The following is a 22,685-nucleotide window of genomic DNA, read 5'->3' on the forward strand; positions in this document are numbered from 1 at the left end:
ATGATTGAAATTCAAAATATATACAAATCATTTGGTGATAATGATGTGTTGAAAGGGATCGACGCCATTTTTGAACCGGGCAAAGTGAACCTAATTATCGGCGGATCGGGCTCAGGTAAGAGTACGCTGTTGAAGTGTATTGTAGGGCTCCATGATCCCAATCAAGGAAAGGTATTCTTCGACCAACAGGAATTTACGGGAATGGACTTTGAGGAGCGTGTATCCATTCGCCGAAATATTGGTATGTTGTTTCAGAACTCCGCGTTGTTCGATTCTATGACCGTGGAACAAAATATTATTTTTGCATTGAGCATGTTTACCGATATGAGCCAACAGGAAAAAATAGAACGTGCTAATTTCTGTCTTGATCGTGTAAATTTGAAGAATGCCAATAAATTATATCCATCTGAACTTTCAGGCGGAATGAAAAAGAGGGTAGGCATCGCAAGGGCAATTAGTATGAGTCCTAAGTACCTGTTTTGTGACGAACCAAACTCTGGTCTTGATCCCGCGACCGCCATATTGATAGATGAGTTGATTCAAGAGCTAACAGAAGAATATCAATGTACAACGTTGGTTGTCACACATGATATGAACTCGGTAATGGGGATAGGTGATTATATTCTGTTTTTATATCAAGGACAAAAGTTCTGGGATGGATCTAATGATGAGATGTTACGTTCGGATGTACAGGAGCTGAATGATTTTGTCTTTGCAAGCCCATTGATGAAAGCAGCCAGGGATTCTATTAAGTAACAACATCTCACATCTAATCGTTATCTTTGTGACGTTTTTAATGTCTGACATCTAATATCTGAAATTGACTTCAACAACAAACATACAACTTCTTACGCCACAACACTGGAAAGATTACGAGCTGATCGATTGTGGTGATTTCGAAAAATTAGAACGATTTGGCGATTTTATTTTAATTCGTCCCGAGCCACAAGCCGTATGGCCGAAAACCCTATCCGAAGCGGAATGGACGAAAAGACACCATATCCGCTTCAAGGGACGATCAGCAACTTCTGGAGATTGGCTGAAGAAAAATCCCCAAACACAGGACCGTTGGCATATCAGTTATAAAAACAAAGATGCGTCCATTAAATTTCGTTTGGGATTAACGTCGTTCAAACACGTCGGCATATTCCCCGAACAAGCCGTGAATTGGGATTATATATCGGAATCCGTTAAATCTTTTAGGACACCCAATCCGAAAGTATTGAATTTATTTGCGTATACAGGCGGCGCATCGTTAATTGCAAAAGCGGCAGGGGCGGATACAACGCATGTTGATTCGATTAAACAAGTCGTTACTTGGGCGAATGAAAATCAAGCACTATCTGAATTGGATAATATCCGCTGGGTGGTAGAGGACGCGCTTAAATTTGTAAAAAGAGAATTAAAGCGTGGCAATAAATACCAGGGCATTATATTAGATCCGCCGGCCTATGGGCATGGGCCTAAGGGAGAGAAGTGGAAGCTTGAAGATCATATCATGGGAATGATGCATGATGTGGTGCAACTTCTCGATCCAAAAGAGCATTTCCTTATTTTGAATACCTATTCTTTGGGATTTTCTTCCGTCATCGTGGAGAATCTGATAAGAACGGCGTTCCCGCAAGTAGAAAATCTGGAAATAGGAGAACTTTATTTACAAGCGACTGCAGGCTCCAAACTTCCTTTAGGCGTTTTCGGAAAATTTAGAAAAACATAATTAGATGAGGGCGGGACTGTGGCGGACATAAAGCTCGGTGTTTCTTTAAAACCAATGCGACAATTCCACACGAGTATAAAATAACAGATGCGCCTTAAAAAATGAATCCAATCATTTTTCGATAATGATAAACATAATACCCAAAGATACAAGATCTTGCGTCTCTACTCAAAAACAATCGTCTTATTGCCCTGTAGCATCACGCGGTCTTCCGTTAGCAAATGGATGGCATGGCTTAATACCGCTTTCTCGATTTCCTTTCCTGCTGTAACCAAATTGGGGACATCATAACTGTGATTGATCGATTTAGTACGTTGTACGATGATTGGACCTTCATCCAGGTCGTTGGTAACGTAATGAGCGGTCGCACCGATAATCTTAACCCCACGTTTGTAAGCCTGTCGGTAGGGATTGGCACCGATGAATGCAGGAAGGAAAGAATGATGTATGTTAATGAGCTTATTCGCAAACTTTGCAACAAAAGTGGGAGAGAGGATACGCATAAACTTTGCCAGTACGATATAATCCGGTTGGTACGGTGCAATGGTTTCTGCTAGTTCTCGTTCAAACTCCTCCTTGCTTTTGTTTTCATGAGATATATAATGATAGGGGATGTTGAACTTCTCGGTAAACTCTTTCAGCACTTCGTAGTTTCCAACTACTGCTTTTACAGAAGCATTAAGTGTTTTGAAAAAATGGCGTACCAGGATGTCTGCAAGGCAATGGTGTTCTTTGGTTACCAGGATAACAAGCTTCTTTTCGCGAGCAGGATTGATGGACACCTGTGCGTGAGCAGGTAAGTTGTCTTCCAAATCCTGTTGCAATAATAGCGTAGCAGCGGGTACGCCGCTGCACACCACACGGACGAAGAATTTGCGATTTTCCTCATCAACAAATTCTCGCATAGTTACGATATTCAAATGATGCTTAGCGATGATGTGGGCGACACTAGCAACCAGGCCCACCGCATCTTGGCACTGGATAAGTATTAAGGTTTGGTTGTTCATTATTTTTGTTGTATAAATTCTATTGCCTTTTTAGGAGGCAACGGCAGCAGCTTTAGCAAGTTCTTCTTCTAGATCGATTTCAATACGTAAGTTTTCCACAATATGTTTTTGCCTATCGGGTGTATTTTTGCCCATATAATATTCCAACAATTGCGGAAGTTTGTTATCCTTTGAAAGAATTACAGGATCCAAACGTATGTCTTTGCCAATGAAAAGACCGAATTCGGATGGGGAAATCTCACCTAAACCTTTGAAGCGAGTGATTTCTGGTTTACCTCCTAATTTGGCAATGGCGCGTTGACGTTCCTCATCCGAATAACAATAGATGGTTTCTTTTTTATTCCGCACACGGAATAGCGGGGTTTGCAAAATGGACACATGTCCGGCTTTCACTAAGTCCGGGAAAAATTGTAAAAAGAACGTTAGCAACAGCAAGCGGATGTGCATACCATCCACATCAGCATCTGTCGCGATGACGATGTTGTTATAACGTAGACCATCAAGTCCGTCTTCGATATTCAAGGCGTGTTGCAACAAGTTAAACTCCTCGTTCTCGTAAACAATTTTTTTCGACATACCGTAGGAGTTTAAGGGCTTACCTTTTAAGCTAAATACCGCTTGGGTTTGCACATCACGTGATTTGGTAATAGAGCCGCTTGCGGAGTCTCCCTCGGTGATGAACAGAGTCGTTTCTAGATTACGCTCGTTTTTATCATTGAAATGGATTTTGCAGTCACGCAATTTCCGATTATGCAAAGATGCTTTCTTAGCACGTTCGTTAGCCAGTTTCTTAATACCTGCAATATCTTTTCGCTCCCGTTCCGATTGTAAGATACGCTTAAGCAAAGCATCAGCTGTAGTCGGATTTTTGTGTAGATAATCATCCAATGCCTTTTTAACAAAATCGTTGATAAAAGTGCGTACGGTAGGACCTTCTGGGCCGATGCTTTGTGATCCGAGCTTTGTTTTTGTTTGCGACTCAAATACCGGTTCTTGTACCTTAATCGCGATAGCGCCGATAATGGAGGATCGAATATCGGATGCATCGTATTCTTTTTTATAAAATTCCCGAACAGTTTTTACAACGGCTTCGCGGAATGCTGCTTGGTGTGTGCCACCTTGCGTGGTGTGTTGCCCATTGACAAAAGAATAATATTCTTCACCATATTGCTGACCGTGTGTCAGTGCAATTTCGATATCGTCTCCCCTTAGATGGATGATCGGATAACGCATGGATTCTGCATCAATATTGCGCTCGAGTAAATCTTTTAATCCATTTTCGGAAACAAACTTTTGTCCGTTGAAATTGATGGTCAGCCCGGAGTTAAGGAATACATAATTCCATATCATGTTTTCTACAAACTCCATACGGAACTTGTAATTCCGGAAAATCGTTTCATCCGGGTAGAAACTTGTCGCCGTACCGTTACGTTGCGTAGTTTCTTTTTGCTCGTCATTCACTAATTCACCACGTTGAAACTGTGCAATACGGGTTACGCCTTGACGATACGACTGTACGGTAAATTGGTCGGAAAGGGCGTTGACGGCTTTCGTGCCGACACCATTTAGACCTACAGATTTTTGGAACGCCTTGCTGTCGTATTTACCGCCGGTGTTGATTTTAGAAACCACATCCACAACGGATCCAATGGGAATGCCGCGTCCGTAATCACGTACCGCTACTTTATTGTCGTGAACGGTGATGTCGATCGTTTTGCCGGCACCCATCACGAATTCATCTATGGAATTGTCGACAATCTCCTTTAACAATACGTAGATTCCATCGTCATAAGCAGAACCATCTCCCAATTTCCCGATATACATACCGGGGCGCAAACGGATGTGTTCTTTCCAATCTAAGGAACGTATACTGTCTTCGTTATATGTCGTCATACGGTTTGTTTAAGTTTTCTTTGCTAACAAAAATAGGAAAAAGATTAGATAATTTCGGCAAGCTCTTTGCCTAATCCTATTGTAGAAAAGCTATGAAAGGAAAAATTATTGTAAGTAGATTTTGGACAAATATCTTTTCGGGAAGAAAAGCAGTGGCGATCGTTATCTTTCCTTTTATCTTTTTACTGGATCGACGTTATAGGCATGATAAGTATTTATTAAACCACGAAAATATACATATCAGGCAGGCAGCGGAGATGTTGGTTGTCCCCTTCTATATATGGTATGGTGTTGAATTTTTGTTACGCTACTTACAATACAAAAAATTTCGGCAAGCTTACCTTAATATCTCTTTTGAGCGGGAAGCCTACCGAAATGAAAAAAATCTACATTATCTAAAAAATCGTAGGTTCTGGGCTTTTAGAAAATATTTTTAGTTGGTCGTTTATTTCACTAATCGTAAATAACTTGCTACTTTACGTTTAAGATTCCGGCGATCCACAATAAAATCCAGGAATCCGTGTTCCAAAACAAATTCAGATGTCTGAAAGCCTTTGGGTAAATCTTTTTTGATAGTCTCTTTAATAACACGTGGGCCAGCAAACCCAATCAATGCACCCGGTTCAGCAATGTTAATGTCCCCTAACATCGCGTAGGAAGCCGTTACACCACCTGTTGTCGGGTCGGTTAATAAACAAACATAGGGAATTTTAGCCTGTGCTAACAGCGCTAGTTTTGCTGATGTCTTCGCCATCTGCATTAAGGAGAAAGCAGCTTCCATCATACGTGCCCCGCCCGATTTAGAAATCAACATGAAAGGGGTTTTGTTTTCTATACAATAGTCGATGGAACGCGCAATTTTTTCGCCAACTACTGAACCCATAGAACCACCAATAAAGGTGAAGTCCATACACGCGATCACGATATCCCGATCCTCCATTTTGCCATGTGCACAGCGGATGGCATCTTTTAACCCTGTTTTGGCTTGGCTGTCGGCTAAGCGGACAGGATATGGTTTCGTATCAGAAAATTGAAGAGGATCACCCGATGTTAAGTTTTCAAATAGCTCGGTGTATTTGTTGTCATCGAAAAGGATAGAGAAATAGGCAGCAGAACCGATGCGGATATGATAATCACAATACTGGCAAACGTATTGGTTTTCAATTTGTTCACTGTTTAATAGCGGCTTTTTGCAATTTGGACATTTATTCCACATGCCATCAGGCGCTTCCTTTTTATTTTCAGTTGCAGTATGGATACCTGCCTTGTTTCTTTTAAACCAACTCATAAAATCACGATCATTCGGACTACAAAGAAACGAAACCATCATGATTTATGCAAACCCTATAGAGGAATGAATAAACCGAGCTTGCGCCATCTTGAATATCTTAAGCAAACACGAGTGAGAAATCTGACAGCTTCATTGCCGTAAAAAAATTATTCTAATGAAAAATATTGTAAAAAGAGTGACGGAGCAATACCGGTTATGAAAATGATAGAAGGCGTGGGGTCTATAAAATAAAAATAGGCAAGCTACTCCTATCGCACCGCTCAACCTAATACCCTTGCTTTGTTCCCAACCTGGGGGAGTCAAAGGGAGCTGGTCGTAGGAGACTTGCCTGCGACAAAAGTAGCAAAAAAATAGTTCTCTGGAAAACTTTTTATAGGACTTTGTTTAGGCGCTTGATTGTCAGTTAAAAATAATTTCGTTCGATAGGCACGTTATAGTATCTTGTACGTTTTTCCGGGTAAAGATAAAAGTATACCGTTCATCTCCATTTCTAAAAGTACCATCGCTAATTTGCTCGTGGGCCAATCCAGGTATAGTGCAATTTCATCAACGCGTGCCTGTTCCTTTCCATGTAAGAAATTGTATACCCGTTGCTCATCTTTGCTAAGACTACTTGTTAATAATGGAAGTTGCAATGTCTCCGGCTTAGGCTCAGGACGCTCCCATCCCATCAAATAAATCAAGTCGTCCGCGTGGCGAATAAGGTGGGCACGGTGTGTTTTAATCAGATAATTACAGCCAGCAGAATATTCTCGGTCTATGCCTCCCGGGAAGGCACACACATCCCTGTTATAGCTGTTGGCAATTTCGGCTGTAATCAGCGCACCACCTTTTTTTGCAGCTTCCACAACGATGACCACGTCGGCAAGTCCGGCGATGATACGGTTTCTCGCCGGGAAATTATTGCGGTCAGGGATAGTGCCAGATGGGTATTCGGTCAATAAGCCGCCTCCTTCTAGCATGCGAGAGGCAATATCCCGATGTGCTGATGGGTATATCCTATCCAGTCCATGTCCCAAAACACCAATAGTGGGAATGTGATGCTTAAGCGCTAAGCGATGTGCTTGTACATCTATCCCATACGCTAGACCGCTTACAATCTGTACACTATATTCCCGTAAAGTAGAAACTAATTCTTCACAAAGACCTTTTCCATAAGCTGTTGCATTTCTGGTGCCTACTATACTGATACATCTAGAAGGATTTAAATCGGCTGCACCCTTGTAATAAAGTAAGAGCGGTGCATCGTCACACTGTTTTAAACGGTGTGGATAGTTTGTGTCCTCGGTCCAAAGGATTTCAATGTCGTGCTTTTCAACAAAAGCTAATTCCTGTTCTGCTTCATGCAGGTAATTCTTCGAGAGGATAGATTCAACAGTGGCCTTCCTGATATTCGGAATGGAAAGTAATTGCTGTTTACTGGCGTCGAAGATGTCCTCGACTGAACCGCAATGAGCCAACAAGGCGCGTGCCGTTTTGGAGCCAACACCTTTAATCTTTGTAAGGGCTATTTTTTTGAGCATGGTTATAATTCAGAAACCTAAAGATAGAAAATTTATATAAAAATTCTAACTTTGACTGAAAAACTAGAATACAATGGAATTACAAGGAGCGCAAGAACCATTTGATATAGAGATTGGAAATATCGTATATTCCGTTTTTCCGGAAGAAAAAGATGTATACCTTATTTTCAAAGAGGGGAAAGAATACGTTAAGATAATAAAAGATAACGATACCTCCTGGTTAAAGCTGAACCCCGAAACCGAATTACCCATGTTCGGCATGGACGAAGAAGTGAATCTTATTGGGCAACAAATAGATCAAGAATTAAAATAGTAGTCAAAGAACCTTACATCGGTACGTATACCACATATTTCGTGTCAAAGAAATCCTCTTTAAAATAGGAGGAGAGTGGATGCAGTTCTGCTTTAAGTTGCGATTCTTTGATCTCGCCCTGAAGATCACCACCTTTCAAATAAATAATTCCATTTGGCAGACCATTTCGATCTTGCTTTGCAAATTTGTTTCGAACCCATGGTGCAAATTCACCTAAACGGGTTACGGCACGCGACACCACAAAATCATATTTATAATCCAACTGCTCTGCGCGGATATGGTCAGCCTCTACGTTTTCTAGACCGAGAGCCTGTGCCACTTCACGTACAACTTTAATTTTTTTTCCGATAGAATCGACGAGATGAAATTGTACTGCTGGAAAAAGGATAGCTAACGGTATGCCGGGAAAACCACCTCCAGTTCCAACATCTAATATCTTAGTACCCGGTGTGAACTCCGGTATAAATTTGGCGATACCGAGCGAATGCAGTACATGCTTCAAATAAAGACTATCGATATCTTTTCTCGAAATGACATTAATCTGGTCATTCCAGAATGGATATAGCTCGGCCAATTGGGCAAATTGTTGTTTTTGCTCTTCCGTTAAACCGGGGAAATATTTATAGATAATATCGACAGTTGGATTCATGTTATTCATTACCATGATGTTTGTTTTTTGTTGCGGTTAAACAGGCCATTGATACAAATATAAAAATAATACAAAACGTCAAGCAGCGGAAGCCAGATAAGCAAGTCCCGAACGACTAGTTTCGTGTATATACGGTTAAAAAACAAAAGTTGGCTAAACAAACGCACACCATAAATACCCAGCGGGATGTACCACAGGTTAGGATATAACACGAAGCACACGGTCAGCATCAAATAAAACAATACGGCCGACAACAACTGTGTCGCGAGCATGCGTTTGTGTTTGTTTTTATATAGTGTAGACGCGCCAGAATGACGTGCTTTCTGTTTATAATAACTTTTCCACGTTTTTTTTGGAACAGATAGCACATGCGCATCCGCGTGTATAGCGATATTGACGTTTGTGTTCGTTGCATTGTGGTTTACAAACAGGTCGTCATCACCCGATTTGATATGCATGTGCTTATTAAAGCCTTTGCCTTTGTAAAAAAGAGATTTTGTGTACGCCAAGTTACGACCTACGCCCATATAGGCATTTCCCTTTAACGCATACGACAAATAGCTCATTGCCGTATGGGTTGTCTCAAATCGAATTAATTTATTCAAAACCCCGCTCCGTTTGAAATAAGGAGAGTAGCCCAAGACAATTTCTTCTTCAGATGAGAAAGCTCCCGCCATTTCCGCGAGCCAAAAAGGACTTGCCGGTTGACAGTCGGCATCCGTGAAAACAAGGTGCTCATGTTTCGCCGCCTTAATGCCCATGGTGAGCGCAAATTTTTTGGTGTGTTTTAAACGGATATGTTCCTTAATTTCTACAATCTTTAATCGTTCAGGATGTTTGGACGAGAATTCTTTGAGTATCCATTTCGTTTCGTCATCCGAACAATCATCGACTAATACGACTTCGAATAAGGGATAATCCTGCTCCAATATCTGCGGAAGAAACGATTTTAAGTTGTCCTCCTCATTGTGTGCACATATAATAACACTTAACGGCGGTTGAAGAGAAACCTCCTGGAAAGATGGTGTCGAATAAAAGGCCAATTTTCCATATACAAAATAGATATAATAGAGTTGGACCAGCAGCAAAAGACCCAGTACTCCTATAGGTGCATACGGAAGATAAGATAAAAATTGTTCCAATATCGTCATATAAAACAGCAAAGATACAGTGTTCCGCCAAGATAACCGGGAGAAAAAGTTAAGTTTTATTAAGATTTTAGCACGCACTCGTTTCCTCGCAATTTTTATTTTACTTTTGCATTGATTTTACTCAAAAGGGCACGGGAGATATTATAAATATGAAATTTACGCTTCAGGCAGAGGATATAGCATCGAAGGCACGTGCCGGTGTATTGGAGACCGCACACGGAAATATTCAGACACCTATTTTCATGCCTGTTGGAACGGCAGGAACAGTCAAGGCCGTTCATCAGCATGAACTGGTACAAGATATCCAAGCACAGATTATCTTGGGCAATACTTACCACTTATATCTTCGTCCTGGTTTGGATGTTTTGCACAAAGCAGGCGGTCTACATAAGTTTAACCATTGGGATGGACCTATATTGACGGATTCTGGCGGGTACCAAGTGTATTCACTAACTGAGGTCCGTAAGATCCGAGAAGAAGGGGTGACCTTCCGTTCGCATATTGATGGCTCGAAGCACCTCTTTACGCCGGAAAATGTGATGGATACGCAACGTGTCATCGGAGCAGACATCATCATGGCATTTGATGAATGTACGCCTTATCCCTGCGAATATAGTTATGCGCGGAAATCGTTGGACATGACCCATCGCTGGTTAAAACGTTGTGTCGATCGGTTTGACAGTACCGAACCATTATATGGATACGAACAGACGCTATTCCCCATCGTTCAGGGGTCAGTATATAAAGAGTTGCGAGAAAGGTCAGCAGAAGTGATAGCGTCTTTCAATCGGGATGGTAATGCTATCGGCGGGCTTTCTGTCGGAGAACCGGCAGAAGAGATGTATGCCATGACGGAAGTCGTGACCAACATCTTGCCGCAGGACAAACCCCGTTATCTCATGGGAGTGGGTACACCGATTAATATCCTCGAGAATATTGCGCTAGGTATCGATATGTTCGATTGCGTCATGCCCACAAGGAACGCGCGTAATGGTATGCTGTTCACGCAGAACGGTATTGTCAATATCAAAAATGAAAAATGGAAAGACGACTTTTCGCCCATTGAAGCAGAAAGCGATTTGTTGGTCGATCAGATACATACAAAAGCTTATCTTCGTCATTTAATTCGATCGCAAGAGATTTTAGGTGCGCAGATCGCATCGCTGCATAACCTCCATTTTTACTTATGGCTGGTAAAACAAGCGAGGGAGAAAATTATTGAAGGTACATTTTATGACTGGAAAGAGAAGATGGTAAAAGTTTTAGGACAAAGGTTGTAGAACATGAACATCATTGATCGCTATATCATTAAAAAATACTTGAGCACGTTCGTGTTCACGGTCGGTATTTTTATTGTCGTGATCGTTGTTTTTGATGTTTCGGAGAAACTGGATGACTTTCTAAAGTATAAGGCGCCGATGTCCAAGGTATTTCTGGAATACTATGCACTGGGCAGCATCCCTTTTTTCCTGAATATGCTGACACCGCTCATCAATTTCATCGCGGTGATTTTCTTTACCTCCAAGATGGCAGATCAAACCGAAGTCGTGCCTATTTTGAGTGGGGGAATGAGCTTTAACCGTTTCTTGCGGCCTTATATGATCGCGGCGAGCATTATCTTTTTGTTTACGTTGGTATCGAATATCTGGATTATCCCTTATACCAATAAGATTAAGGTGAATTTCGAAAATGTCTATGTAAAACCGCACAAGATTAGCACATCCACGATGTCCACGCATATGCAGATTGACTCGAACACATATGTATACATCGACAATTTTGATACGAAGCGAAATATAGGTTATAATTTCTCCATGGAGAAATTTGACGATGACCAGCTCACGGAGAAGCTGATGGCACAAAGTATCACGTGGGATTCGGTAGCTACAAAATGGAAAATCAAAGACTATACCGTGCGAACTATTGATGGCTTGCGTGAAACAATGGAGAAAGGTACAGACCGCGATACCACATTAGATATGTTGCCTAGGGACTTCGAAACCTATGACAACGTATTCACCGCCATGGATACCGAGGAGCTGAACCAACGTATTGCTAAGGAAGAAACACGTGGAACGGGCATGATGACCGATTTGTTGCTGGAAAAATATAAGCGCTATATCGGACCTTTTTCGGCTTATATATTAACGTTAATGGGTGTATCACTGTCATCCAAAAAAGTCCGTGGAGGTATAGGTTTGAGCTTGGGGGTCGGTATAGCGCTGAGTTTTACGTTTCTCGTCTTGGTACAATTCTCGACGATGTTCTCCTTAAAGGGAGGATTACCGCCTTTAATCGCGATCCTTATTCCAAATGTGCTATTTTTAGTATTGGCACTCTGGTTGAAATATAAAGCACCGAAATAGTGAAAAACAAAAATGTCCTAATCCTGCATTTCACGGTGTTGATTTGGGGATTTACAGGAGTATTAGGAGGCTTACTATCGATATCGGCAGTCCACTTAGTGTGGTATCGGGTTTTGATCGCTGCACTTTCCCTTTTTATTTATTTTATCTTCAAAGGTAAATCCATACATGTCACGAAGGAAAAACTGGTACAATTTTTTATGGTTGGTGGTATTGTGGGCGTGCATTGGGTATTGTTTTTCCATTCTATCAAGATCTCCACCGTTTCTGTTACATTGGTAACGTTATCATCACTGACACTATTCACGTCTATCTTAGAGCCCATTATCAATAAAAGAAAAATATCCAAAGCAGATGTAGCCATAGGCCTGATTATGATACTGGGTATTTATCTTATTTTTAAGTTTGAGTTTCAGTATGTATGGGGAATAGTGTTTGGGCTCGGGGCGGCTCTATGTGCCAGTATTTTTTCTATTCTCAATGCCCGGCTGGTGAAGGTGACCAGTCCAACCGTGATTACGTTTTATGAAATGTTGGGCGCGTTTTTCTGGGTGTCCGTTATCATGTTGTTTATGGGGGAGTTCACGGAGAAAATGTGGTTACAGGATGCCGATTGGGCTTATATTTTGTTGCTTGGGGTTATCTGTACGGCGGTAGCCTATGTACTCGGCGTTGCGGTGATGAAGGAACTAAGCGCTTTTACTGTTGCGCTAACAACCAATATGGAACCCATATACGGCATCGTTCTGGCGATGCTTATTTTTGGACAGCAGGAAGCCATGAGTTTAGGTTTTTACACAGGAGCGGTCATTATTTTGGGGGCCGTATTCTTATATCCTTATGTGAAGGTCAAAATAGAGAACAGAGAAAAAAGATTGATTAACCGTAAGTTGCATTAAAAAAGCCGGGTGTCGCCCGGCTTTTCTCTTTTGTCTATTTTAAAACCTAAGCGTATGAAACTGTTTGATCTTTACATTCCAATTCGGAATATCCCATCAGGAATTCATCGACTTTTCTAGCGCACTCACGGCCTTCAGAAATAGCCCACACCACAAGTGACTGACCGCGACGCATATCGCCCGCTACAAACACCTTGTCAGCAGAAGCTTTATACTCGCCTTCTCGTGCCTCGACGTTGCCTCGTCCGTCAAGTTTTACACCAAGTTGCTGTAATAAGCCTTCGTGTTGCGGATGGAGGAATCCCATTGCCAATGTAACCAATTCACAAGAGATTTCGCGCTCCGAACCTTCAACTTCCTTGAATTTGGTAGGTCTACCGAAAGCATCTGTTTCCCATTCTAAATCGACAACCAGCGCTGCGCGGACATGACCTTTGTCATCTCCCAAAAACGCTTTTGTACTTACGCTCCAATAGCGTTGACAGCCTTCCTCGTGCGATGTCGTTGTTTTCAACAACATCGGGTAAGTAGGCCAAGGCATCGCAGACGTACGCTCTTGCGGTGGTTGTGGCATCAATTCAAATTGTGTAACGCTTTTTGCACCGTGACGATTAGATGTTCCCACACAGTCGGAACCGGTATCACCGCCACCGATAACCAATACATTTTTATCGGTTGCTAAAATTTCTTCAACCTCAATAGGGGAGTTGCCCACCCGTTTGTTTTGTTGTTTTAAAAATTCCATGGCGTAATGGACGCCTTTCAGCTCACGTCCCGGGATCGGCAGATTACGTGGGATTGTTGAACCACCTGCCAATATAATCGCATCATAATCCTGCAATTCGCTAGCAGGGACATTGATACCAACTTCCGCATTTGTCTTGAATACGATACCCGACTGTTCCATAACTTCCACTCGACGGTCGATGACCGACTTATCCAATTTGAAATCGGGGATACCGTAACGAAGGAGACCACCTACTTTATCATCACGCTCGTATACGACGACATCATGACCCGCTTTGTTCAACTGCGCAGCGGCGGCAAGACCGGCAGGACCAGAGCCCACTACAGCCACGCGCTTGCCGGTCTTGATATAGCTTTTATTCGGTTGTACGTAATTTTTCTTGAAAGCAATTTCAATGATGTGCTTCTCGATCTCTTCAATAGCGACCGGTGGTTTGTTGATGCCTAGCACGCAGGCCGCTTCGCAAGGTGCCGGACAAATTCTTCCCGTAAATTCGGGAAAGTTATTGGTCGATACCAAAATATTATATGCTTCCTCCCAACGGGCGTCATATACGGCGTCGTTGAATTCTGGAATCACATTTCCTAGCGGACATCCCGAATGGCAAAAAGGAATGCCGCAATTCATACACCGTGCCGCCTGTTGATTCAGTTGGTCGTCGGTGTAGCTATGTACAAATTCTTGATAATTTTGTTTTCTGCTCTCTACAGATTCTTTCTGAGGAAGCGTTCTTTCAAATTCTAAAAATCCTGTTGGTTTTCCCATGACTACTATTCCTCCGCTAATTAAGCTTCCACTAATTTTTTACGTAACACATTTTTGTATTCACGCGGGAATACTTTGATAAATTTACTTTTTTCGCCTGCCCAGTTTTGCAAGATGAAATTGGCCCGCTCGCTGTTGGTGAGATGTATATGGCGCTTTAACAAAGCGATGATCTCGTTTTCGTCTTCTGTATCTAGCGGATCAAGGTCTACCATCTCTTGGTTACAGTTGTCGCGGAAGTTGCCTGCTATGTCGTAAATCCAAGCGATACCGCCACTCATACCAGCGGCAAAGTTACGTCCTGTTTCGCCCAGAATTAAAGCCCGTCCCCCTGTCATATACTCACAACCGTGGTCACCTATACCTTCGACAACCGCTGTAGCTCCGGAGTTTCTTACCGCAAAACGTTCTCCTGCCATACCATTGATAAAGAGATGGCCTGATGTCGCGCCATACAAGGCAACGTTACCAATGATAATGTTCTCATGTGCTACCAGTGGGCTGTCATCTGTCGGGTAGATAGCAAGCTGTGCTCCCGAAAGTCCTTTACCTACATAATCGTTGGCTTCACCTTCCAATTCAAAAGAAAGCCCTTTCACGCCGAATGCACCAAACGATTGACCGGCTGAACCTTCAAACTTGAAGTTTACGGTGTTATCCGGTAATCCATCTGCCCCGTGTACTTTTGATACTTCGTTGGACAATAGCGTGCCGATCGTACGATCGGTGTTTTTCACTTTGAATGTGCCGAATACAGGCGTCTTTGTGTCAATAGCAGGTTTAGCTTGGTTCAGTAATCCCCAGTCTAAAATCATACTCATGCCGTGATCCTGCTCCTGTGTATTGTATAAGCTTTCAGAAGGCTCATTCCGAGCAACATGCAATATTTGTGAGAAATCTATCTTCGCTGCTTTCCAGTGGTCGATATTTTCTCGTTTCTTCAAGAACTGCGCACGGCCTACCATTTCGTTTATGGTCCGGAAACCAAGCTGTGCCATTGTCTCCCGGATTTCTTCCGCAAGGAAGCGGAATAAGTTGACGATGTCTTCAGGTTTTCCGGAGAACAACTTCCGTAATTCGGGGTCTTGCGTAGCCACGCCGACAGGACAAGTGTTCAGATGGCATTTGCGCATCATAATACAACCACCTGCAATCAAGGCTGCTGTAGCGACACCCCACTCTTCTGCGCCCAATAACGTAGCGATAACGATGTCTCGTCCGGTTTTCATTTGTCCGTCAGCCTGTAAGACCACACGGCTACGCAATTTGTTCTGTACAAGCGTTTGATGTGCTTCCGCCAGTCCTAATTCCCACGGTAAGCCAGCGTGTTTAACAGAACTCAATGGCGATGCACCCGTGCCACCGTCAAATCCGGCAATCAGAATCACGTCAGCATGTGCTTTTGCCACTCCCGCAGCTATCGTGCCTACACCAGCCTTCGAAACCAATTTAACGTTGATTCTAGCGTGGCGATTCGCATTTTTCAAATCGAAGATTAATTGAGCAAGATCCTCGATAGAATAAATATCGTGATGCGGTGGAGGAGAAATCAATCCCACACCTGGGGTTGCATGGCGTAAGCGTGCGATGAATTCATCCACTTTATGTCCCGGCAACTGGCCACCTTCACCCGGTTTTGCACCTTGTGCCATCTTGATCTGGATCTCGTCTGCTTCTGTCAAGTAATGCGATGTCACACCAAAACGTGCTGATGCTACCTGTTTAATAGCAGAGCGCATCGAATCACCGTTAGGCAATTGTTTAAAGCGGACTGCATCTTCACCACCCTCACCTGTGTTGCTTTTCGCACCGATACGGTTCATCGCGATAGCAAGGGTGCTGTGTGCTTCTGTGGAAATCGAACCCATAGACATCGCTCCTGTAGCAAAACGTTTCATGATGCTTTCTGCAGGTTCCACCTCTTCCAGCGGAACAGGTGTTCTATGCTTCGCAAAATCCAACAGCCCACGCAATGTATACATGCGTTCCTTTTGGTTGTTGATCAGCGCTGCGTATTGCTTGTAGGATTCAAAATCACCTGTGCGACATGCTTTTTGTAAAAGATGCACCGTTTCGGGATTCCACAAGTGGCGTTCTCCACGACGCTTCCATTGATAAATACCACCTTCTGGCAATAGTTTCTGTTCTACACGTGTTTGCCCGAAAGCTCTCCAGTGTTTAGATAGGGCTTCTGTTGCAATATCGTCTAAACTCAATCCGCCGATCCGGGAAACCGAACCACAGAAATACTTATCTACGACAGATTTTTCAATACCTAACACTTCAAATATCTGCGCTCCATGATAAGATTGTAGCGTGGAGATACCCATTTTCGAGAATATTTTCAACAGGCCTGCACAGATGGCTTTTACATAATTTTTTCGCAGTTCTTCCCAAGTCAGTTCTGTTTCGATCTGTCCCAGTTCTTTCATGGTACGGATTGACGCCAATGCCATATAAGGGTTGATTGCTGTTGCTCCGAAAGCTAACAAACAAGCGAAATGGTGTACTTCCCAAACATCACCGGCTTCTACGACCAAACCTACTGCACCTCTATTTCCTGTCTTAATAAGGTGGTGGTGCACAGCAGATATTGCCAGGATAGATGGAATAGCGCAATGTTGCGAATCGATGGCGCGATCGGAAAGAATGATAACTTCAAAACCATCCCGGACAGCATCATCCGCATAGCGACATAGTCTTTCCAGCCCAGCTTCCAACGAACCTGGTTTACCGTCTGCTTTAAAATAAAGTTGTAAAGTTTTCGCTTGGAATATTCCAGTGTCGATAGAACGTAATTTTTCTAATTCGCTCGACGTCAGTATCGGGTGTTCTAATGTTACGCAATGGCAGAATTTTTTATCTTCTACCAGAATATTGCCTGCATTACCGATAAATGTCGCCAAACTCATCACCATACGTTCCCGAATCGGATCGATTGGCGGATTGGTAACCTGAGCAAAGAACTGCTTGAAATAACTGGACAGGTGTTGTGGTTGGTCTGATAGAATCGCCAACGGAACATCCGTTCCCATAGAACCGATTGGTTCATAACCCGTCACCGCCATCGGCGTGATGATGTTTTCTAAGTCTTCGCGAGAATAACCGAAGGCTTGCTGGTATTTGAATACAGATTCTTTTTTAAGGTAGGTATAGGTAACGCGTGGTTTTTCCAGCTCCTCCATCCGGATTTTGTAATTATCCAGCCATTCCGCGTAAGGTTGCTGGCGGATGAGTTCGCCTTTGACTTCTTCGTCGGAACGAATGCAGCCTTTTTCCATATCCACGACGAAAATTTTTCCGGGCTGCTGGCGGCCTTTTTTTATAATGAGGCTCTCCGGCACGGGGAGTGCACCAGCTTCTGAAGCCACGACGACGCGGTCATCAGATGTAACGGCAAAACGCAGTGGTCTTAGCCCGTTTCGGTCTAATGTGGCACCAATGGTATTACCGTCGGTGAAACATAATGCGGCAGGACCATCCCATGGTTCCATTAATGTCGCGTGGTATTCATAGAATGCTCTTTTCAGCGGATCCATTTGGGTGTTGCCATCCCAAGCCTCCGGTACGAGCATCAACATGACATGCGGCAAACTTCTTCCGCTATGTAAAAGTAATTCTACGACGTTATCTAAACAAGCAGAGTCGGATTGTCCGCGATCTACTACCGGAAGCAGTATTTGCATCTCTTCTTCTGTAAAATAAGGTGAAGAAAGTGCTCTAGCACCGGCGTAAAACCAGTTTAAGTTTCCGGTCAAGGTGTTGATCTCCCCATTGTGCGCAATATTGCGGAACGGTTGTGCCAACGACCAAGAAGGAAAAGTATTTGTCGAAAAACGTGAGTGTACCAAGCCAAATGCCGATACAACACGTGGATCTTTCAGATCTTCGAAGTATGTGCCAACCTGATAGGTTGTTAATTGTCCTTTATAGACGATCGTCTTACAAGATAGTGATGCAATATATAAAGGTAGAGGATATGTTTGATGTTGTTTTATTTTCTGAATAATGAGGCGTCTGAGAACGAAAAGCTTCCGTTCGAAATCCGTTGTGCTGGATACGCCATCAGGACGGGAGACAAAAAACTGAACAATCTCGGGTTCTGCACCTAATGCCGTTGGGCCGATGCCCTCACGATTGACAGGAACATCGCGGAAGCCTAAAAACTTCATGCCACGTTCTTCTGTTGCTTCTATAATAGCGTTACGGCAAATTAGGTTTAACTCTTCTTCCTTGGGAAGAAAGACCATACCCGTGCCGTAATACCCTGGCTCTTCTAACTGGATGCCGAGGTTTATACACTCTTCCCATAAAAATTCATGTGGTAATTGAATCATAATCCCAGCTCCGTCACCACTTTCTGGGTCGCAACCACATGCTCCCCGGTGTTCCATGTTTTCTAACATGGTCAACGCATCTCTGACTTGCTGATGCGACTTCTTTCCTTTGATGTGTGCAACAAAGCCTACACCACACGCATCATGCTCAAAGTCAGGATTATACAGCCCTTGTTCCGGTAATCTTTCGTTTGTCATTTCTCTCCTCAAAATATTTGGTTGCTAATATATGAATAAAAAATGTTTTTTATTGTAATTTTTATAAAAAAAATATCTTAGCGTTGATGTATTTTTAATTAAATATGTTTTTATTGCGGAAATTGTATTTGCTTATTTGGATTCAGTCTAGGGTTTATCAGCGGGCGGCAACGGATAATCCTGTTTATCAAACCAATCTTCGTTTTCATAAATATAGTCTGCCAATCGTTGCACCACTGTAGTTCCTCCACAACCAACCGGTGTAACGCGCGAAGATCTTCGTTATGGCTGTATACCGCCGTGTGGAAATCGGCGATATCAATCGAGAACCGTTCTCCCATATCAGGAAGTTCCACGTTTTCCTCTAGCTTAAAGGCCGCTTCCAGAAAAACGAGCTGCTGTTTAATCTTTTTGCGCGACTCAAAACGGTACATGCGAGCACCTTTCCATGGATTGACTTTGACTTTGATACGGGATGATCCGGTTCGGCACGTAAGTTGGTAGCCTTCGGTACTGGTCCATTGGCTGACTTGTGCGACTATTTAAGCAATCGATTGCTTTTAACTTCCTGTTGCGCCCGTCGTTTTTATTATGTAATATTGATTACATATCGTTACGAAAAACCTTGACGAACCATTGACATGAACAACAGAAGAAATTTTCTAAAACAGATGTCCTTACTTTCTGTAGGGGCTTTTACGACTAATGTAGCTGCGCCGGTTTTTGCCATTGCAAATCGTAGGCAGGAATCTTTTATGGAGGATAACCTTACCGTTCCGCCTTATTTGCAAAACCTCACGGCAACGTCTGTATATGTCATGTTTATCACCGCAGCGAAATCATACAGTTGGGTGGAATATGAGGGAGAAGACAACGCTGTACAAAAAATGCATATGGAAGACGATGGCTTGTATGATGCATACGTAAAACTGAATAAAATTTACATCCCGGATCTGCAACCGGGCAGAACCTATCGCTATAGGGTCTGTTCGAAACCCATCACGTTGTTTGAACCCTATAAGTTGGAATACGGAGAAGAGGTGCGGACAGGATGGTTTACTTTTAATACACCCGCTGCCGATGCGCAGGAAATTTCTTGCCTTGTGCTGAACGATATACACGAAAGTCCCGAAGCTTTTGGTAAATTGCTTTCTTTGGTAAAAGATAGACCCTATGAATTTGTCGCGTTGAATGGCGATACGTTTCATTATCAGACAGACGAACAGCAGATTGTAGACCATCTCTTATTGCCGTGTACCAATGTTTTCGCCAGCCAAAAACCGTTTTTGATGATACGCGGTAACCACGAGACGCGCGGTAAGTTCCGCCGTGAATTCAAAAACTATTTTGCACTTCCTAACGATAAATATCATTTTAGTTTTGAGCAAGGGCCTGTCTTTTGGATTGTATTGGATACAGGCGAAGATAAACCCGATGACCATCCGGTTTATGCTGGGATTGTTGATTTTGACGGGCTGCGCGAACGTCAAGCAAAATGGCTGACAGAAGTGGTCAAAACAAAAGCCTATAAAGAAGCAAAATATCGCGTTGTTCTGATGCATATCCCTCCTTATCACAGTGGTGACTGGCACGGGCCTATGCATTGTCAAAAGTTATTTTCACCGATTTTTGAAGCCCATAGTGTGGATTTGGTCGTGTCTGGCCATACACACCGATATGGTGTACATCCACCCGATACCGACCATAGTTATCCTATCTTAATTGGTGGTGGTTCAAAAGACGGTACCAGAACAATCATGCATATTGCAGCGAATACGCAACAACTCCATGTAGACATGATCCGAGATGATGGCGAAAAAGTAGGGGAATATACCATTAAAGCAAAATATTAACGTTATTTATATTGTATTTTGGTTCGCTACAATATGAAAGAAGAAGAATATTTTGATGAGGCGAAGCTTTTGGAGGAAATGAAGCAAGACAATATAGCGGCATTTAACCAATTGTATAATAAATATGCACCCATTCTTTACCAACGTTTGTTGCGGTTGCTCAAGAATCCCGAAAGCGTTGAGGAAATTTTACAAGATGTATTCTTGAAAATATGGAATAAACGGGAAGAGATTAAACCGGAAAAGGGCTTTAAAACGTTTATCTACCGTATGGCTGATCATATGGCCATTGATCTGTTTCGTAAGATCGGTCGTGATAAAGCAATGCAATTGGAGCTTTGGGCAGCTTCCGTTAGCTTTTATTTACATACCGAAGAGCAAGTGTTCGATAAAGAAAAGGCAGGCATTATCCAAGAAGCCATTCGGAGCCTTCCGCCAAAACGGAGAGAAATCCTAATCCAATGCAAGCTCGAAGATAAAAGTTATAAAGAAGTGGCAGAAATGATGGGAATTTCTGTCTCTACTGTCAGCAACCAGTTAGTTTCTGCTATGAAAGATATCAGAGAATATATCGTGAAAAACTACCGTGAAGATTATCTCATCAGCCTTATTTTTATCGCTATATTGTCTTTCTGAAAAAAAATCACTAGCCCAATAGTGTGTTTTGTCCCGTCGTTCGTATAGGATATAAATAAGCGATAAACCTAACGATTGATGGCTTTGGATACAGATGATAAAACCTATACGCTTTTACGCGCTTTTATAAATGACCAACTGGAAAGGTCACAGCTGGAAGAACTATTTGCTTTAATCGAGGAAGTGGATGAAGAGCAATTGCATATAGCAATCCGTCGTATTCTGGATGAAGAGCATACGCCGGAAAACCTCGATTTTATACAGGAACGTGTAGAACTCCTTCAAGAGGATATTTTGTCGAAAATCATTCCTGAACAAACACGAACGCCGCAAATAAAGCTGTTCAACATACGCCTAGCGATTGGTATAGCGGCCATGTTGGCCGTTGTGTTTACCATCACTTACCTATTCCAACGACGTGAAAAAGTATCTCCTGCAGCAGACCGCGGTATTGCTTCGACTATTATGCCGGGTGGTAACAGGGCAACAATCACGGTAAATGGACAAGATTTTGAACTGGATACTGATCAAGGGGAATTGGTACTAGGGGCGGATAGTCTTTTTTATGGCGATGGACAATTATTAACAACTACCGGTGCTCAGCAATCTGTTCAGGTCAAAACGCCTCTAGGCGGACAATACCAACTTATGTTGGCGGACGGTTCGCAAGTATGGCTGAATGCCGGAAGCGAGTTGACATATAATACCGGATTCGGAACACATAACCGTGCCTTACGTTTAGAGGGAGAAGCTTATTTCGACGTGGTCAAAAATCCCGATCTTCCCTTTACCGTGGAAATCAATGGGCAGCAAGTAGAGGTGTTGGGAACGGCTTTTAACATCAGTGCATATGCTGAAGAACCTATGGTGAAGACAACGCTCCAACGGGGATCGTTAGCGGTAGCTAATAATGATCAAAAGTTGATATTAAAACCCAATCAACAGGCCATCTTGGATAAAAATGCAAAGAAAATAGCGATGCGCGACGTCAATGCATCGAGTATCGCCGCTTGGAAAGACGGCATATTCGATTTCCACGGTATGGATGTGGAAGAATGTATGCGTGTTATCGCACGATGGTATCAGCTGGATATCGTATACGAAGAAAAGGTGCCTTCCGTTCTTTTAGGCGGTAAAATGAGTAGAGGGGTGCGGCTTTCGACTTTTCTCGAGTTTCTGGAAGCGAATTTCGATATCCATGGCGAAGTGACTACCGATCGAAAATTGATAATCACAAAAAATAATAAATAACGATTTAGCATTTAATAAAAATGATAAAGTTAATCCGGCGTCCACCTTAATCTTCATATAGGATCAAGACAAACACAACCAAAAAGAT

General features: G+C 42.7%; 19 protein-coding genes and 1 other RNA gene. 10 read left to right on the forward strand and 10 right to left on the reverse strand.

All coding sequences use genetic code 11. From position 1 onward, the window contains the following. Both G5B43_RS13545 and G5B43_RS13550 read left to right on the forward strand, forming a co-directional pair. Window positions 1–756 (forward strand): ABC transporter ATP-binding protein, encoded by a 756-nt coding sequence (locus G5B43_RS13545; RefSeq protein WP_165295343.1) that lies wholly within the window; start codon window positions 1–3, stop codon window positions 754–756. A 64-nt stretch (window positions 757–820) separates the two neighbouring features. After that, window positions 821–1,717 carry a class I SAM-dependent methyltransferase gene (locus G5B43_RS13550; protein WP_165295344.1) on the forward strand — a complete coding sequence of 299 codons (897 nt, stop codon included), beginning with the start codon at window positions 821–823 and terminating at the stop codon, window positions 1,715–1,717. Between the two features lie 164 nt (window positions 1,718–1,881). On the opposite strand, the gene purU is transcribed toward G5B43_RS13550, so the two are convergent. Both purU and G5B43_RS13560 read right to left on the reverse strand, forming a co-directional pair. Then, on the reverse strand, window positions 1,882–2,724 hold the full coding sequence (gene purU / locus G5B43_RS13555) for a formyltetrahydrofolate deformylase (RefSeq protein WP_165295345.1): 843 nt from the start codon (window positions 2,722–2,724) through the stop codon (window positions 1,882–1,884). 30 nt (window positions 2,725–2,754) lie between these two features. Next, complete coding sequence (locus G5B43_RS13560; RefSeq protein ID WP_165295346.1) at window positions 2,755–4,617, reverse strand: DNA topoisomerase IV subunit B; 1,863 nt, start codon at window positions 4,615–4,617, stop codon at window positions 2,755–2,757. A 92-nt stretch (window positions 4,618–4,709) separates the two neighbouring features. On the opposite strand from G5B43_RS13560, the gene G5B43_RS13565 reads away from it, so the two are divergent. Then, window positions 4,710–5,054, forward strand: a complete 345-nt coding sequence (locus G5B43_RS13565) for a hypothetical protein (protein WP_206367360.1) — start codon at window positions 4,710–4,712, stop codon at window positions 5,052–5,054. A gap of 8 nt (window positions 5,055–5,062) precedes the next feature. Here the strand turns inward: G5B43_RS13565 and accD are convergent, their stop codons facing one another. The 3 genes from accD to dprA form a co-directional block, all read right to left on the reverse strand. Continuing rightward, window positions 5,063–5,905: an acetyl-CoA carboxylase, carboxyltransferase subunit beta gene (accD, locus tag G5B43_RS13570; RefSeq protein WP_165295514.1), complete on the reverse strand. Its 843-nt coding sequence runs from the start codon at window positions 5,903–5,905 to the stop codon at window positions 5,063–5,065. Between the two features lie 235 nt (window positions 5,906–6,140). After that, an RNA gene (gene ffs, locus G5B43_RS13575) (signal recognition particle sRNA small type) lies at window positions 6,141–6,238 on the reverse strand. Window positions 6,239–6,339: 101 nt separating this feature from the next. After that, the gene (dprA, locus tag G5B43_RS13580) at window positions 6,340–7,431 is read right to left on the reverse strand and encodes a DNA-processing protein DprA (RefSeq protein WP_206367361.1); all 1,092 of its coding nucleotides are present in this window, start codon (window positions 7,429–7,431) and stop codon (window positions 6,340–6,342) included. Window positions 7,432–7,504: 73 nt separating this feature from the next. Between dprA and G5B43_RS13585 the strand changes: the two genes are divergently transcribed. Beyond that, window positions 7,505–7,744, forward strand: coding sequence for a hypothetical protein (locus tag G5B43_RS13585; protein WP_165295347.1), 240 nt, complete (start codon window positions 7,505–7,507; stop codon window positions 7,742–7,744). 13 nt (window positions 7,745–7,757) lie between these two features. Here G5B43_RS13585 and rsmG read toward each other — a convergent pair whose 3' ends face one another. Both rsmG and G5B43_RS13595 read right to left on the reverse strand, forming a co-directional pair. Then, window positions 7,758–8,393, reverse strand: coding sequence for a 16S rRNA (guanine(527)-N(7))-methyltransferase RsmG (gene rsmG, locus G5B43_RS13590; RefSeq protein WP_165295516.1), 636 nt, complete (start codon window positions 8,391–8,393; stop codon window positions 7,758–7,760). An 8-nt stretch (window positions 8,394–8,401) separates the two neighbouring features. After that, entirely contained in the window at window positions 8,402–9,544 is a 1,143-nt protein-coding gene (locus G5B43_RS13595; RefSeq protein ID WP_165295348.1) for a glycosyltransferase, read from the reverse strand. Window positions 9,545–9,693: 149 nt separating this feature from the next. Between G5B43_RS13595 and tgt the strand changes: the two genes are divergently transcribed. From tgt to G5B43_RS13610, 3 genes are read left to right on the forward strand one after another with little or no spacing between them, the layout of a single operon-like run. Then, the gene (gene tgt, locus G5B43_RS13600; protein ID WP_165295349.1) at window positions 9,694–10,824 is read left to right on the forward strand and encodes a tRNA guanosine(34) transglycosylase Tgt; all 1,131 of its coding nucleotides are present in this window, start codon (window positions 9,694–9,696) and stop codon (window positions 10,822–10,824) included. Window positions 10,825–10,827: 3 nt separating this feature from the next. Then, window positions 10,828–11,910: an LptF/LptG family permease gene (locus G5B43_RS13605; protein WP_165295350.1), complete on the forward strand. Its 1,083-nt coding sequence runs from the start codon at window positions 10,828–10,830 to the stop codon at window positions 11,908–11,910. Continuing rightward, complete coding sequence (locus G5B43_RS13610) at window positions 11,910–12,809, forward strand: DMT family transporter (RefSeq protein ID WP_317167525.1); 900 nt, start codon at window positions 11,910–11,912, stop codon at window positions 12,807–12,809. The genes G5B43_RS13605 and G5B43_RS13610 overlap by 1 nt, the downstream gene beginning before the upstream one ends. 46 nt (window positions 12,810–12,855) lie before the next feature. Here the strand turns inward: G5B43_RS13610 and G5B43_RS13615 are convergent, their stop codons facing one another. The 3 genes from G5B43_RS13615 to G5B43_RS13625 form a co-directional block, all read right to left on the reverse strand. Beyond that, window positions 12,856–14,322, reverse strand: coding sequence for a glutamate synthase subunit beta (locus tag G5B43_RS13615; RefSeq protein WP_165295351.1), 1,467 nt, complete (start codon window positions 14,320–14,322; stop codon window positions 12,856–12,858). Between the two features lie 20 nt (window positions 14,323–14,342). Further along, window positions 14,343–18,857 carry a glutamate synthase large subunit gene (gene gltB / locus G5B43_RS13620; RefSeq protein ID WP_165295352.1) on the reverse strand — a complete coding sequence of 1,505 codons (4,515 nt, stop codon included), beginning with the start codon at window positions 18,855–18,857 and terminating at the stop codon, window positions 14,343–14,345. A 110-nt stretch (window positions 18,858–18,967) separates the two neighbouring features. Continuing rightward, on the reverse strand, window positions 18,968–19,291 hold the full coding sequence (locus tag G5B43_RS13625) for a hypothetical protein (RefSeq protein ID WP_165295353.1): 324 nt from the start codon (window positions 19,289–19,291) through the stop codon (window positions 18,968–18,970). Between the two features lie 207 nt (window positions 19,292–19,498). Between G5B43_RS13625 and G5B43_RS13630 the strand changes: the two genes are divergently transcribed. The 3 genes from G5B43_RS13630 (at window position 19,499) to G5B43_RS13640 (ending at window position 22,597) form a co-directional block, all read left to right on the forward strand. Then, window positions 19,499–20,710, forward strand: a complete 1,212-nt coding sequence (locus G5B43_RS13630) for an FN3 domain-containing metallophosphoesterase family protein (RefSeq protein ID WP_165295354.1) — start codon at window positions 19,499–19,501, stop codon at window positions 20,708–20,710. Window positions 20,711–20,743: 33 nt separating this feature from the next. Continuing rightward, window positions 20,744–21,346 (forward strand): RNA polymerase sigma factor, encoded by a 603-nt coding sequence (locus tag G5B43_RS13635; protein WP_165295355.1) that lies wholly within the window; start codon window positions 20,744–20,746, stop codon window positions 21,344–21,346. Between the two features lie 78 nt (window positions 21,347–21,424). Next, entirely contained in the window at window positions 21,425–22,597 is a 1,173-nt protein-coding gene (locus tag G5B43_RS13640; protein WP_165295356.1) for a FecR family protein, read from the forward strand. Window positions 22,598–22,685: the final 88 nt, after the last annotated feature.

The organism is Sphingobacterium sp. SGR-19 (genome assembly GCF_011043555.1).
Lineage (GTDB): Bacteria > Bacteroidota > Bacteroidia > Sphingobacteriales > Sphingobacteriaceae > Sphingobacterium.

Coding starts and splice junctions, on each gene's coding strand:
- tgt (WP_165295349.1), top strand. CDS start 9,694: ATGAAATTTACGCTTCAGGCAGAGGATATAGCATCGAAGGCACGTGCC.
- accD (WP_165295514.1), bottom strand. CDS start 5,905: ATGAGTTGGTTTAAAAGAAACAAGGCAGGTATCCATACTGCAACTGAA.
- rsmG (WP_165295516.1), bottom strand. CDS start 8,393: ATGAATCCAACTGTCGATATTATCTATAAATATTTCCCCGGTTTAACG.
- G5B43_RS13545 (WP_165295343.1), top strand. CDS start 1: ATGATTGAAATTCAAAATATATACAAATCATTTGGTGATAATGATGTG.
- G5B43_RS13605 (WP_165295350.1), top strand. CDS start 10,828: ATGAACATCATTGATCGCTATATCATTAAAAAATACTTGAGCACGTTC.
- G5B43_RS13565 (WP_206367360.1), top strand. CDS start 4,710: ATGAAAGGAAAAATTATTGTAAGTAGATTTTGGACAAATATCTTTTCG.
- G5B43_RS13630 (WP_165295354.1), top strand. CDS start 19,499: ATGAACAACAGAAGAAATTTTCTAAAACAGATGTCCTTACTTTCTGTA.
- dprA (WP_206367361.1), bottom strand. CDS start 7,431: ATGCTCAAAAAAATAGCCCTTACAAAGATTAAAGGTGTTGGCTCCAAA.
- G5B43_RS13585 (WP_165295347.1), top strand. CDS start 7,505: ATGGAATTACAAGGAGCGCAAGAACCATTTGATATAGAGATTGGAAAT.
- G5B43_RS13615 (WP_165295351.1), bottom strand. CDS start 14,322: ATGGGAAAACCAACAGGATTTTTAGAATTTGAAAGAACGCTTCCTCAG.
- G5B43_RS13595 (WP_165295348.1), bottom strand. CDS start 9,544: ATGACGATATTGGAACAATTTTTATCTTATCTTCCGTATGCACCTATA.
- G5B43_RS13640 (WP_165295356.1), top strand. CDS start 21,425: ATGGCTTTGGATACAGATGATAAAACCTATACGCTTTTACGCGCTTTT.
- G5B43_RS13560 (WP_165295346.1), bottom strand. CDS start 4,617: ATGACGACATATAACGAAGACAGTATACGTTCCTTAGATTGGAAAGAA.
- purU (WP_165295345.1), bottom strand. CDS start 2,724: ATGAACAACCAAACCTTAATACTTATCCAGTGCCAAGATGCGGTGGGC.
- gltB (WP_165295352.1), bottom strand. CDS start 18,857: ATGACAAACGAAAGATTACCGGAACAAGGGCTGTATAATCCTGACTTT.
- G5B43_RS13635 (WP_165295355.1), top strand. CDS start 20,744: ATGAAAGAAGAAGAATATTTTGATGAGGCGAAGCTTTTGGAGGAAATG.
- G5B43_RS13625 (WP_165295353.1), bottom strand. CDS start 19,291: ATGTACCGTTTTGAGTCGCGCAAAAAGATTAAACAGCAGCTCGTTTTT.